Here is a 12,718-nt window from a genome sequence, read left to right as displayed (position 1 = left end):
AGTCAGCTAAAACAATTGGCCATGAAAAGGAATAAACTTATGTTTGTGAAAAATTAAATACGATATGAAACGAGCAATCTATTAAAACACCGTCCTTCGCAAAAAGAACAAATAAAACGAATGAAACTCTTTTGGATCACGCTACTTATATCTAGTTTAGTCTCTTGTCACAATTTCAAAGAAGACAGACAACTCTCATTCGCTCTTGAAAGAGCAGGCGAAAACCGCCGTGAATTAGAACAGGTATTGGAACATTACAAAAATGATTCCTTGAAATATCGTGCAGCTTGCTTTCTTATTAAGAATATGCCCGGGCATTATTCTTATTGCGGGAAAATCACCAACACATATAATAAACAAATTGACTCTATAATACTTCAAACACAAAAAGAGGGGCGTTATCATGATACACCTTATCTTGCCAATCGCATTGATAGAATCTCTAAAATCCACGAGAACACCTCATTCCCGATACAAGAAGACATTCGTATAATTACAGCTGATTTTCTTATTCAAAATATCGAGCAGGCTTTCCACCTATGGGAAGATGCCCCTTGGAGCCGACATTTAAATTTTGATGACTTCTGTGAATACCTATTGCCCTACTCTATCGGAGCCATGGATGTACTGGAGGATTGGAGGACTGGCATGTACCAACAAATAGATTCTACGACATTAACAGAACTCAACGACTTCAGCTATTCTTCCGATATGCAAAACTCAGCATTTTGGGCTTGTAAGCATATCAATCAGTTTTTAGAGAAGAAATTAGTTCCTGAAAACTCGGTATATTCCATTCCGTTCATAGCAAAAACCTCCACTAGGAGCATGATATCATTCGGCACTTGTAATCAATTCTCGTTAATAGCGTTAGCTATGATGAGAAGCATAGGAATTCCCGTCATGCTAGATTTCACACCACAATGGCCTTTCCGCTCGATGGGGCATTATTGGAATGTACTTTTAGATAATACAGGAAAGAATCTAGCGTTTGGAGGATGCGAGACAAAAACAGATCCGGATATACTGCATAAACCTAGCCAGAAGATGGCTAAAGTGTATAGGCGAACATACGCTATTAATCAAGATCTCGTAAAGCTGAATACAACCGAAGAGGTCGTGCCCGACCTCTTCCGGAATATTTTCATGAAAGATGTTACCTCCGAATACATGAAAACTTGTGATATCATGATTCCAACACAAAAAAAACGAAACCATAAACATGCCTACCTAGCCGTTTTCGACAATCAGAAATGGGTACCTATATGTTACGGTACACAAAAAGGAAAAGTTTGTTACTTCAATGAAATAGGAAAAGATATTGCCTATCTCCCACTTTATTATGACAATCAAGGTATTCATCCTATTACAGATCCATTCATACTTGATTCACGAGGTAGAATAAAATATCTACATGCAGATACCAGTAAACGAAAGAAAGTTATATTATCTAGGAAATACTATCTCGCAAAACATATTTTCGATTATGCAAAAACTCTCACCGGAGGACATTTTGAAGCTTCCAATAATCCGGATTTCTCCGATCCTGATACAATACATACGATTTCTCATTGGTTATTGTCCGCAGATTCTTTCGAGATAAAACCTCAAAAAACATATCGCTATTGGCGCTATGTATCAGCAAAAAACAAGGGTTGTAATCTAGCCGAACTCGCTTTCTACTCAGACAAGGAGGAAAAAGAATTAACCGGCACAATCATTGGAACAAATGCCTCGGTTCGTTACGATACTATGCCAATGGATAAATCCAAAGTATTTGACAAAGATATCCTAACTTACTATGAAGCCCCTTCTACGGTTGATTATCCATGGGTAGGCTTGGACTTCAACAAACCGGTATCTATCAATAAGATCATTTATACGCCAAGAAACGATGATAATAACATCCACGCAGGTGATCTATATGAGCTATTCTATTGGGAATATAACCATTGGATGTCATTAGGCCAACAAAGAGCTATTGAATCAAAGCTAACCTATACAAATGTACCAGACAATGCTCTCTTGTTGTTAAAAGACTTAACCAAAGGAGAAGAAGAACGCATATTCACATATGAAAATGACAAACAAGTTTGGTGGTAATCTTTATTATTCCATGAGAACCATATTAAATTAATTACAACAAGTAGGCAATTTTAATTTTATCTATAAATAACTGATAATCAGCGTGCAAAAAACATCATTATATTTTCCGAAAAACTCGTACGTGTTTTTACTAAAAGTCGTACGTGTTTCTAAAAATTCACGTACGTGTTTTTTAGAAGACGAAGTCGAGAAGAATATAAACATTCAAAAAAATACACTAACCCACCTTGTAAAACCTACCCACCACACTTCAGCACATAGCCATGCCCCCGAGCACTCTCAATCACCAGATCCGGAATAGGAGACAAATCCTCTTTAAGCCTTTTAGCCGTAGCGGTAAGAGCGTCTTTGGACACACTTCCATCCGGCCAGATTTCTTCTTTCAGCCGATTAGACTCAATGAAATATCCTTTATGTTCTAATAAAATACAAAACAGTTTCAGCCGTTGATTTGCCAATTCGATACGATGCCTATGATAATGCAATACGCCATGTGTTTCATCGAACAAGATATCTTCTGTTATTTGTATCATCTCTTTAGGTGCTTCTTGTAGCGGTAAGATATTTATCCTTGGTCTTTTCCATGTCAAGACAATCGCAATAACCCAGAGAATAACCATTGCCAGAATCCAAAATATATTTCGCAAAAACACTTCACCTACTATATAAAGGAAAGGAAATTGAACAAACGCTTGTAAAACGATCGTCCGATTCGCTCCAAAAACAATATCTTTTAATGGTATGAAAGATTGATAAAAAGAAGTATCTGAAGAGCTACATTCCGTCTTGTCTATAAAGGTATAACAAGTTACGGTCTGAGCCGAAATCGCATGTTCATACAAAGATGCACGAAAAGCGCTATCCAGCAAGGTTACTTGAATCGGATTCTCCATAGACAAACAATGTTGGAGACAAAAATCAGACTTCTCCTGTGAAGACATCCTCCGTGCCACCTCCTTATTATTCCTCATATGTATAATCGCATCGGCAGTCTTGATTGTAATGCTATCTCGTTCCAATCGATTAGCGCCTGAATAGGAAAAACAAAAAGCATCCCCTAAATCTTTTATCCGCCTATTTGTATCATCTTGAACTGCCCGCTGAAATAACGTTTGAGACTCTTCTTGTAATTCATACTTTACATTTTGGTATGATTTATAAAAAGACAACAAGCAAATCATCGTCATCAGAACAAATACACTCCACTTCCAATAAAATTTCCAATTTTGCTTCTCCATAATTATTCCTCGTTGAAACTGCAAAGATACGTTTTCCATCCCTTTCTACGAATAAATTCATTCAACTCGCAAGATGAAAGATGACTATAGGTAGACAAAAGGCTTATTTTTCAACTGTCAGCTAAAAGTCACCTAAAAAGATTGGCTATCCAAAGACCAAGCCGTACGTTTGTAACAAAAATTAGAAACGACATGAAACAAATTACTTTCAAGAAAGCTTTCGCTATCATTTTCATTTGCGCCTTGTGTGCTTCGTATTTTCTTTTGAAAGAAGGAAAACAAAATTTCTCAGATCTTACTTTCTCTAATATTGAAGCGCTAGCTTCCGGTGAAAGTGGATCCAAAGATTGTTATATGGCTGGCTCTCTATCATGTAATGGAGGATATTACAAATATATATACAACCGTTAAAACAACACATGAACTACTACGTGTACATAGTTCTATTAATAGGTAGTCTGGTATCCTGTTCGGAATCCTCACGGCACTTCCCCCGCTACGAGGATTTTCCCGATGAAAAGGCATTAAATGCGCAGGTTATCCACCTAAATACCGCCTTGTTCCGCTATCCTTTCCGGGTAGCGGTCAAGGATGGTATCGCTATTATCATGGACTTGCACAACGTAGATTATTTCTTCCATGCCTTCTCTTACCCCGAATGGGAATATATGACATCGTTTGGCAAACGAGGCGAGGGACCCGAAGAAATGGTATCGGCAGATTGCTTCCGGTTTATCTCCAAGGATTCTATCTGGACGCTCGATGCGAACAAAATGCGAACAACCCGGTGGAAGATTGAACAAAATATGAACAACATCATCCCCGTAGAAACGATCGATATGGACAAGCGGCTGGTTAGGGCATTGGACTTTTACCCGATGGAATCGGGCTTTTTGGTATCTGACTACCTCGGTGAATATAGACAAAAGTGGACAGACCGAGAAGGGAAATGGATTCACTCCGCTAATCAGATCCCGACTGAAAATAATTATGAAGACATCGCACGCCCTGCATTGGCGCAAGCGTGGCGAAGCTTCTTCGACTATAATCCCCAAAAAGGCATCTTGGTCATGGCAACCCAACTAGGAGAGGCATTAGAAATATACAACTTCACAGATACTACACAAACCGTACGGTATGGGCCTAATGGAGAACCTCAATTCGCAATCTCACGATCGGAGGGAATTCCAACCGGCATCATGGGATTTAGTGATGTCCATATCACAGACCATTTCATTTATGCCGTATTCCATGGGCGTAGCTTCAAAGATATCGAACAAGCATACCTACGAGGGGAAGAGATTGAGGATGGAGGACGATATATCTATGTATTCGACCTCAAAGGAAACCCCGTCCGGAAATATGTGCTCGACCATGCCATTTACGGTATCAACGTAGATGAGGATACGGGAACGATCCTCGCCACGGATGTAAACAGCAACGATCCGATTCTTTCATTTAAAATATAACGACAAAATATCATGAAATACTTAAATCTAATCATACTATTATTATTCCTTCTAGCTTGCCAAGACAAGAAAAAAGACGAGATCAAGCATTTAGTATCCGAATGGCAAGGAAAAGAGATACGATTTCCGAAAGACATGGTCTTTACACGGTTTGCAACCGATACGGTAGACTTCACCCTGCCAAAATCCCCCCACAAGGTGCTGGTTTTCGTGAATTCCATAGGATGTACCAGTTGCAAACTCCAACTGCACCGATGGAAAGAACTGATTCAATACACCGACTCCATTACCCAAGGAACGGTTCCATTCCTGTTTTTCTTCCAGTCCGATGATAAGAAAGAAATACGGTATCTATTGAAAAAAGACAATTTCGACAAACCTATCTGTCTGGATCAATCCGACAAGCTGAACGAACTAAATCATTTCCCGGCCGATGGGAGATTTCAAACCTTCCTATTGGATAAGTACAATAAGGTCGTAGTGATAGGAAATCCTATCCACAACCCGAATATCCGGGTGCTATACCTAAAAGAGATCACCGGAAAACAACCCGCTTCACAAATACAGACCACCGTGAAAGTGGAAGAGGCATCCATACAGCTAGGAACTATCCAAATGGGAGAAAGCAAAGAAGCTGTTTTCCGATTAACAAACACAGGAAATAACCCGTTAGTCATACTAGACGCGGCTACAACCTGCGGCTGTGCCCGCCCATCTTTCGACAAACATCCCGCCAAGTCGGGTGAGACCCTTCAAGTAAGAGCCATCATGACACCGAAAGACAAAGGAGTCTTTGACGAGACGATTACCGTGAAATGCAATACGAATCAACTGATAAAATTAAACATTCGGGGGATGGCTCAATAAATAAAAGAGAAGGGAGAGCTTGCCGGATATATTGGAACGATCACAAGCAAGCCTCCCACCCCACTTTTACTCATGAAGCAGAAAGGAGGTGACACAAAAGTAGTAAATTAAATTGAAAGAGGAATTCGAGAATATCCTTATCTTGCAGAAGAATAGTAAGCAAGAGATTAAATTCTCAAAAACATAAACTATAAAAAAGAAATATCATGAGAAAAAAGATTTTAGGAATAGCCGTAATGGCAGTCGTAGCAGTAGCTGCGGCATGGAACATCAACCAGAGTGAAAACGAGATTAAACTCTCTGATTTAGCGCTTGACAATGTGGAGGCATTGGCTAGTGGGGAAGGTGGAAGCGGATATTGCAGTTACTCTGGGGGAGGATGTATTATCAAATATTCCGATGGGACATCCACTTACATACCGGGACGTTGGAACTAAAATTTAATCAAAGGAGGGTGTGCCAAAACGAAAAAAATCACAATGGAATACAGTCGGTAAATCAATGGAATGCAGATGTTTTCTCATTGATTTTTAATTTGTATTTCATAGACTCTAGGTATCTTGAGCAAGAAGAAAATGTGTTCAATCCCTTAATTTGGCATGCCCTCCTTAAAAAATCAGTATCATGAAGAAATACATTATCTTACATCTTTCACTCATCCTATTAGTATTCATCGCTTGTACCGATGATCAAAAACAAGATGACAAAAACATAACCTTCCAGAGAAGTGATTTCAAAGTCCGAAAATCACTATCCGGAAAAACTATTGAATTTGACAGTCTTATTTTACGACCTTCACAAATCCAATTATTCGACTCCTTCCTAGTTACTTGCAATCAAGGGGCGGAAAAACAATTCCACATCTTCAACCTCAATACGGCACATAAGGAAGGAGAATGTATTCCTGTAGGACAAGGGCCTAAAGAGATGATGACACCATGTTTCGTCAATCGGAACGATTCCGTAGTCATTTTTGATATGATGACCTCTACGATTTTCACTTACTCTATCCCGGAATTTACCAGTGGAAAAGAACCGGAATACGCCAGCCGTATCTCCCTAGATACAAAACCGCTATGGAGCAATATTCGAAGCTTGGGCAACGGGTTCTTAGGCGTATCCTATCAAGAGACGAGTCCTGGATTCCTTTTTGATCAAACAGGTAAGAAAACGATGGATTTCGGTACTTATCCTAAAACTGAGCAGGAGTATACTCCTGCCGAATTAATCAATGCGTTTCGGGCAGACCTAACCACCAACCGAAAAGAGAAGGTTGCAATCACTCACTACTTCACTGATTTAATTTGCATCTATAACGTGAACGGGACCTTGGAAAAACAATTACGGGGACCGGATCATTTCGCATCTGTTTTCAAAGAATTTAGGGATGGAGACATTATCGGAAGTAAAGCGAGCCCGCAAACTTATAGAGACGCTTTTTATAGTCCTGTAAACGTGGGGAATAGTTTATTTGTTCTTTATAATGGAAAAATGGTGACAGAGCCTAATTACAATATATTATGCAAAGAATTATTTGTAATCGGATGGGACGGTAGCCTTGAATGCCATTACACATTAGACCAAGGAGTCTCCTCCATCGCTGTAGACAATCAAAAACGGAAGATCTATGGTATCAGTGATGATCCGGAATATCATATCGTAGTGTTCGACTATTGATGACTGATATCCAAAGAATTTGGATTTAGGAAATGAGGCATAAACATAAAAGAATGGGAATAGAAAAACGTATATACAAAACAAATATAAATCAGATGTTACGATATCTGACACTTATATTTTATGGGGTATTTGGTATTGGTTGCATATACGCATTCCTCCTCATCTTCTGTTTCAGCACGTTCAAAATCCCTTCCGATTCCATGGAGCCTCAACTCCAAACCGGAGATCAAGTATTAGTAAACAAATGGATAGCCGGACCTAGGTTATTCAATATTTTCGCATCTATGAAAGGGAAGCGGGTAGATATATACAGAGTACCCGGAGTCGGGCAAATCAAACGGAATGATATTCTCGTATTCAACTACCCGCATCCCTATTCATGGGAGCGGATCGAAATGCACATCATGCAATATTATATCAAACGCTGCCTCGGGTTACCGGGAGACTCCATCCGGATCGAACAGGGATTCTACCGAAACAACCATACAAAAGAGCCTTTGGGGAATGTGGAAAGTCAAGCGAACTTATCCAGACAAAAAGCGGATCGGATGCCGGACGGTGTCTACCGTTGTTTCCCTTTTGATTCTACATTCAATTGGAATGTTCATGATTTCGGTCCTTTGTATATCCCCCGAAAAGGGGATAGAATTACCGTGAATCAAACAAATTATAAGCTATACAAACAAATGATCGAGTGGGAATCAAAAGATTCCCTATCGTGGAAAGATAGTAAAGTTTATATAGGAGACAAACAGGTAAGACAATACCAGTTCCAAAGCAACTATTACTTCGTGGCCGGAGATAAGACAGAAAACTCTAGAGATTCCCGTTATCTCGGACTTATACCGGAGGAATTTATCGTAGGGGTAGCTTGGAAAGTGTGGAAATCCGTTGACCCTTACACGGGGGAATACAGAAAGGGACGTTTTTGGAAAAATATTCGAAACAATTGAAGAATTATGAATAAGCTTATTTTATATGTATGCGCTTGGATCTGTCTGCACTCTTGCGGTTTCTCAAAAAGCCAAGAAGAAAGTATGTTGGAATATGCGTTGTCGCAAGCCGGCGATAACAGGAAAGAGTTGGAATATGTCATCAAATACTATGAAGGGGATTCGTTAAAAAGAGAGGCCGCCCGCTTTTTGATACGCAATATGGTCTATCATTTCGGATATGAGAAGCGAGAGAGGGTATCAGACATCACCACCCTATCCTCGGACTATCTAATCCGTAATATCGAGCTGGCGTTTCAGGCGTGGCCCAAGCCCTGGAATAAATCGGTAAGTTTCGAGAATTTTTGCAGGTATATACTTCCCTACCGGGGGTTATACGAACCGCTCTCCGGTTTACGTGAGGAGCTGATGCGGACGTACCTCCCTTTGCTGGATAGTTCGCATATTGATAACACGTACGATGCGGCCGTGAGGTTACAAAAGATACTACGAACCCGAGTCACCTATCAAACGGAGATACCCATCCACTATCCAACCGCAGAGGAGATCCACCGGACAGGGGTTGGACGTTGTGATGGGGTAGTCTTGTATGGTATCCAGCTGATGCGTGCGGCCGGTATTCCCACTGTAGCAGAACATACGATCTGGACTCGTAGGAACGGGGAACATTATTGGTGCGCATTCTTAAACGAGGATGGGCGATTCCTACCTTTCGCTCCGGAGTACGAAGGCCCGGATTCCTTGATCTACAACCTAACCAAGCCGTTCTTGACCCCGGCCAAGGTTTACAGATACGGATTCGCCCCCTTACATCCGGTAACGACCGAGTCGACCGATGAATACCGTACGTTCTTAAAAAATCCGTTATTGACCGCTGTCACGGAGCAATACCTACCACCTGTCGCAGATATCCATACGACTTGCGACCTCCCGGTGAGATCAAAAAGAGCACCTATTTACCTCTGTACCTATAATCATGGTAACTGGAGGCCTTTCGCCATGAGCGAACGGATCGGCAACCGCTGTACCTTCCCGAAGATCGTAGGCGATGATGTGTTTATCATCGCCGAATATGACAAAGAGGCTTATGGCTCACTACGCTTCATCACATCCCCTTTCCATGTGAGCAATACGGGGATCATCACGAAAATTAAGCCCGATCCGGCCCGAACCGATTCCATCTTTATCGCCTCGGACAACCCGTATCAACAGCAAGTGCCGTATACACTCGCTTATTGGGAACAGGAACAGCAGTGTTTTAAAAACGGATATTTCCCGACAGACACGATACCCGGTGGCATCCTCATTCGCAAGATACCTAAAGGGAGCCTGTTGAAAGCGATGATCTCGCGACCGGAAAAGGCTGCGGAAGATCGTATCTTTTTGGTGGAAAACGATACGGTAAAAAGATATTAACCATGAAAGAGCTGTTGAAACTCGGCGTATATACCCTACTCGGGACACTTTTGCTAAGCGCCCCTTTCGCAGGATTGGGAATGCTATCCACACACTTGGTGACAGAGAAAACCTTTTGGATTCAACTAATCGCCCTGTTCTTATCCGCCGTGTCCCTACAAGGTTTGTGGTTGAATCCAAGCAAGGGGCTGTGCCCATGGACTTACGTGGATATCCTCCCCCTTTCCCTCTTGGGGCTTATCCTCCTCTCTTATCCCTACTCCATACACCCGGAGCCGGAAAAGCTCCTGTTTATCGGACAAATGGTTGTCTTGTGGTATCTGCTTCGGCAGGTGTTCCATGAATATCCGGTGCTCATAGGATATTTTTCAATGTTCTTTATCGCGACAGGCCTTATAGAAGCCATCTGGGGCTTCCGTCAATTACAGGGATGGGCCTATTCGAACCATTCCCTGTTTCGGCTGACCGGCTCTTTTTTCAATCCGGGGCCTTATTCCGGATATTTGGCGATCACATTACCGGTGGCTCTTGGCATCTTGCTGGAACAGTCCAAACGAAATATGCCCTATTACCTGTCCATGGGATGTATAGGCACAGCGATCGTTGTACTTCCTGCGGGAATGAGCCGATCGGCATGGATAGCGGTGGTCGTTTCTTGCGCCTGGGTATATGCCCTGTACCGCCTTGACAGGAAACAGGCAGCGACCAGACTGAGACAACACAAAAGGTGGTATATCATAGGCGGTATCCTAGGCGGCATATTGCTTCTTGGCGGGAGCGCATCACTCTATACATTAAAGAAAGATTCGGCAGACGGAAGGTTTCTGATGTGGAAGATCACGACGAAAGCGATACAAAAACAACCGATTACAGGTACCAGCCTAGGTGGGTTCCCTGCCGCTTACGCTGAAACACAAGCGGAATACATGGCTTCGGGAAAAGCGACTGAACAGGAAAAGTTGGTTGCCGGATGCCCGGAGTACGCATTTAATGAATACTTGCAGATTGGATTAGAACAGGGGTTAGTAGGATTAGCCCTATTTATAGGCTGGCTGGGGCTTCTATTTTATAAAGGAATAAAGAACAAAAGGTATGCTTGTTGCGGGGGATTGATGTCTATGGCTATATTCGCCTTCTCTTCTTATCCATTGCAATTGCCGGAGTTTTGGGTAGTATTGATATTCCTAGGGGTGATGAGCGTAACACCGGACAAGGATGAGATCCGTGAGAACCAAGCCGAATCAAATGGCCATAGATGGGGCAAACAGATATTTTTTATGGGAATCGCTATTCTTGGAATTGGTTTGTTCTGGATGCAAAAAGATCATTATAAGGCTTATCAACAATGGAATAAGGCGCAAATGTTTTACAATAATAAAGCTTACGAAGCGGCCTTGGAGGTATATGAACCTTTGTATCCATTATTGAAGCATAAACCGGAATTCCTTTTCGAGGTCGCTCAATGCCTAAGCAAGACCGGACGATACGAGAAAGCGAATGGATATCTGGAAAGAGCTGTCTTATTAAGCTCCGATCCCATGCTTTATTACGTAATGGCTAAAAATGAGCAGTGTTTAGGTGAATACCGACAAGCGGAAAAGCACCTGTTACATGCCATTGATATTTTACCGGAACGTATCTATCCGTATTATCTGTTAATGAATCTTTATACGGAACCATCTTATTTTCAACCTGCAAAATTGAAAAAGGCGATTGATTCCGTATTAACTAAGAAACCCAAAGTGGAAAGTTCCGCTATTAAAGAAATGAAAGAGAAAGCACGAAGTATGTTAAACAACACATCAATATGAATACAATATCCTTATTTTTATAGCAATTACGACTACATCGTAACAATAAATACTTATATTTGCGAATGATAAATTGTACAAACCGATCAATCATACGAGTATGAAATACTATAAATTGTTGACCTTTACGCTTTTATTATGTTTAAGCGCATGCGGAGGAGAAAAGAAAGATACAGATGCCACACAGGATTCCGTAGAGACCGTATTGCCGGATGAGGCGAACGAAGTCACGATCATGACATTGAAGCAAACGGAATTTAATCATGAGTTGATAAGCAATGGTAAACTGTCCGCTCGCAAGCTGGTGGACTTACGATTTGAATCGGCGGAACCGATCGCCCGTATCTACGTGAAGAACGGAGACCGGGTAAACAAAGGAGAGAAAATAGCGGAACTCGCTACTTTCCGGCTCACGAACAAAACAGCGCAAGCCAAGGATGCCCTAGAGAAAGCGAGGCTTGAATTAAAAGACGTATTGATCGGTCAAGGATATATGCTGGAAGACTCAGCGAAAGTCCCGCCTGCGACGCTCAACCTAGCACGGGTAAAAAGTGGATATGATCTGGCGCTCGCCCAATATCAACTTGCCCAATATGAGGAACAGAACGCGACGCTAATCGCGCCTTTCGACGGTATTATCGCAAACCTTTTCGCTAAACAAGAGAACGTGGCGTCTACGACGGACGCATTCTGTACCGTTATCGATCCTCATAGTCTGGAAGCCTCTTTCACCGTATTGGAAAGTGAGTTGCCGCTTATCCAAAACGGAGATAAAGTGGAAGTTACCCCTTTCGCCACCACCAGCTTAAAGACTGAAGGACGTATATCCGAGATCAACCCGCTAGTGGATGAGAACGGGATGGTACAAGTGAAAGCGGCGGTAAACGACAAAGGTAAATTATTCGAAGGCATGAATGTACGGGTTAGCGTACAACGCTCGCTCGGGAAACAATTGGTCGTACCGAAAACGGCCGTGGTATTACGTTCCGGGAAACAGGTCGTATTTACTTTAGTTGATGGGCACGCTTATTGGAACTACGTGCGCACCGGACTGGAAAACGCGGATAGTTATACCCTTTTGGAAGGATTGAAAGAAGGGGATGTCGTGATTACAAGCGGCAATATTAATCTGGCGCATGAGTCACCGGTCAAGGTAATTGAAAATTGAGAATTGAGAA

General features: G+C 41.9%; 11 protein-coding genes. 10 read left to right on the top strand and 1 reads right to left on the bottom strand.

The annotated features are described in order from the left end of the window. Positions 1-120 precede the first annotated feature (120 nt). Entirely contained in the window at positions 121-2,103 is a 1,983-nt protein-coding gene (locus HMPREF0999_RS05205; RefSeq protein ID WP_008779168.1) for a discoidin domain-containing protein, read from the top strand. A gap of 239 nt (positions 2,104-2,342) precedes the next feature. On the opposite strand, the gene HMPREF0999_RS05200 is transcribed toward HMPREF0999_RS05205, so the two are convergent. Continuing rightward, complete coding sequence (locus HMPREF0999_RS05200; protein ID WP_226766585.1) at positions 2,343-3,344, bottom strand: transcriptional regulator; 1,002 nt, start codon at positions 3,342-3,344, stop codon at positions 2,343-2,345. A 192-nt stretch (positions 3,345-3,536) separates the two neighbouring features. Between HMPREF0999_RS05200 and HMPREF0999_RS05195 the strand changes: the two genes are divergently transcribed. From HMPREF0999_RS05195 to HMPREF0999_RS05150, 9 genes are all read left to right on the top strand, one after another. Continuing rightward, a complete protein-coding gene (locus HMPREF0999_RS05195; protein WP_009275352.1) occupies positions 3,537-3,755 on the top strand; it encodes an NVEALA domain-containing protein in 219 nt (72 codons plus the stop codon). An 8-nt stretch (positions 3,756-3,763) separates the two neighbouring features. After that, positions 3,764-4,813, top strand: coding sequence for a TolB-like 6-bladed beta-propeller domain-containing protein (locus HMPREF0999_RS05190; RefSeq protein WP_009275351.1), 1,050 nt, complete (start codon positions 3,764-3,766; stop codon positions 4,811-4,813). A 12-nt stretch (positions 4,814-4,825) separates the two neighbouring features. Continuing rightward, positions 4,826-5,680 (top strand): DUF1573 domain-containing protein, encoded by an 855-nt coding sequence (locus tag HMPREF0999_RS05185; RefSeq protein WP_009275350.1) that lies wholly within the window; start codon positions 4,826-4,828, stop codon positions 5,678-5,680. Positions 5,681-5,886: 206 nt separating this feature from the next. Beyond that, positions 5,887-6,117: an NVEALA domain-containing protein gene (locus HMPREF0999_RS05180; protein WP_005859565.1), complete on the top strand. Its 231-nt coding sequence runs from the start codon at positions 5,887-5,889 to the stop codon at positions 6,115-6,117. 187 nt (positions 6,118-6,304) lie between these two features. Further along, complete coding sequence (locus HMPREF0999_RS05170) at positions 6,305-7,357, top strand: BF3164 family lipoprotein (protein WP_005859567.1); 1,053 nt, start codon at positions 6,305-6,307, stop codon at positions 7,355-7,357. A 95-nt stretch (positions 7,358-7,452) separates the two neighbouring features. After that, entirely contained in the window at positions 7,453-8,313 is an 861-nt protein-coding gene (gene lepB, locus HMPREF0999_RS05165; RefSeq protein ID WP_008779164.1) for a signal peptidase I, read from the top strand. A gap of 6 nt (positions 8,314-8,319) precedes the next feature. Beyond that, complete coding sequence (locus HMPREF0999_RS05160; protein WP_009016860.1) at positions 8,320-9,729, top strand: transglutaminase domain-containing protein; 1,410 nt, start codon at positions 8,320-8,322, stop codon at positions 9,727-9,729. 2 nt (positions 9,730-9,731) lie between these two features. Continuing rightward, a complete protein-coding gene (locus HMPREF0999_RS05155) occupies positions 9,732-11,540 on the top strand; it encodes an O-antigen ligase family protein (RefSeq protein ID WP_009275349.1) in 1,809 nt (602 codons plus the stop codon). Between the two features lie 100 nt (positions 11,541-11,640). Further along, complete coding sequence (locus HMPREF0999_RS05150; protein ID WP_009275348.1) at positions 11,641-12,708, top strand: efflux RND transporter periplasmic adaptor subunit; 1,068 nt, start codon at positions 11,641-11,643, stop codon at positions 12,706-12,708. The last annotated feature ends 10 nt before the right edge of the window (positions 12,709-12,718 follow it).

The organism is Parabacteroides sp. D25 (assembly GCF_000307475.1).
Lineage (GTDB): Bacteria > Bacteroidota > Bacteroidia > Bacteroidales > Tannerellaceae > Parabacteroides > Parabacteroides distasonis.
This window is presented reverse-complemented; position numbering and strand designations above follow the sequence as displayed.

What these genes read in the sequence shown, in the direction of transcription:
- HMPREF0999_RS05205 (WP_008779168.1), top strand. Translation starts at nt 121, where the DNA reads ATGAAACTCTTTTGGATCACGCTACTTATATCTAGTTTAGTCTCTTGT.
- HMPREF0999_RS05200 (WP_226766585.1), bottom strand. Translation starts at nt 3,344, where the DNA reads ATGGAGAAGCAAAATTGGAAATTTTATTGGAAGTGGAGTGTATTTGTT.
- HMPREF0999_RS05195 (WP_009275352.1), top strand. Translation starts at nt 3,537, where the DNA reads ATGAAACAAATTACTTTCAAGAAAGCTTTCGCTATCATTTTCATTTGC.
- HMPREF0999_RS05190 (WP_009275351.1), top strand. Translation starts at nt 3,764, where the DNA reads ATGAACTACTACGTGTACATAGTTCTATTAATAGGTAGTCTGGTATCC.
- HMPREF0999_RS05185 (WP_009275350.1), top strand. Translation starts at nt 4,826, where the DNA reads ATGAAATACTTAAATCTAATCATACTATTATTATTCCTTCTAGCTTGC.
- HMPREF0999_RS05180 (WP_005859565.1), top strand. Translation starts at nt 5,887, where the DNA reads ATGAGAAAAAAGATTTTAGGAATAGCCGTAATGGCAGTCGTAGCAGTA.
- HMPREF0999_RS05170 (WP_005859567.1), top strand. Translation starts at nt 6,305, where the DNA reads ATGAAGAAATACATTATCTTACATCTTTCACTCATCCTATTAGTATTC.
- lepB (WP_008779164.1), top strand. Translation starts at nt 7,453, where the DNA reads ATGTTACGATATCTGACACTTATATTTTATGGGGTATTTGGTATTGGT.
- HMPREF0999_RS05160 (WP_009016860.1), top strand. Translation starts at nt 8,320, where the DNA reads ATGAATAAGCTTATTTTATATGTATGCGCTTGGATCTGTCTGCACTCT.
- HMPREF0999_RS05155 (WP_009275349.1), top strand. Translation starts at nt 9,732, where the DNA reads ATGAAAGAGCTGTTGAAACTCGGCGTATATACCCTACTCGGGACACTT.
- HMPREF0999_RS05150 (WP_009275348.1), top strand. Translation starts at nt 11,641, where the DNA reads ATGAAATACTATAAATTGTTGACCTTTACGCTTTTATTATGTTTAAGC.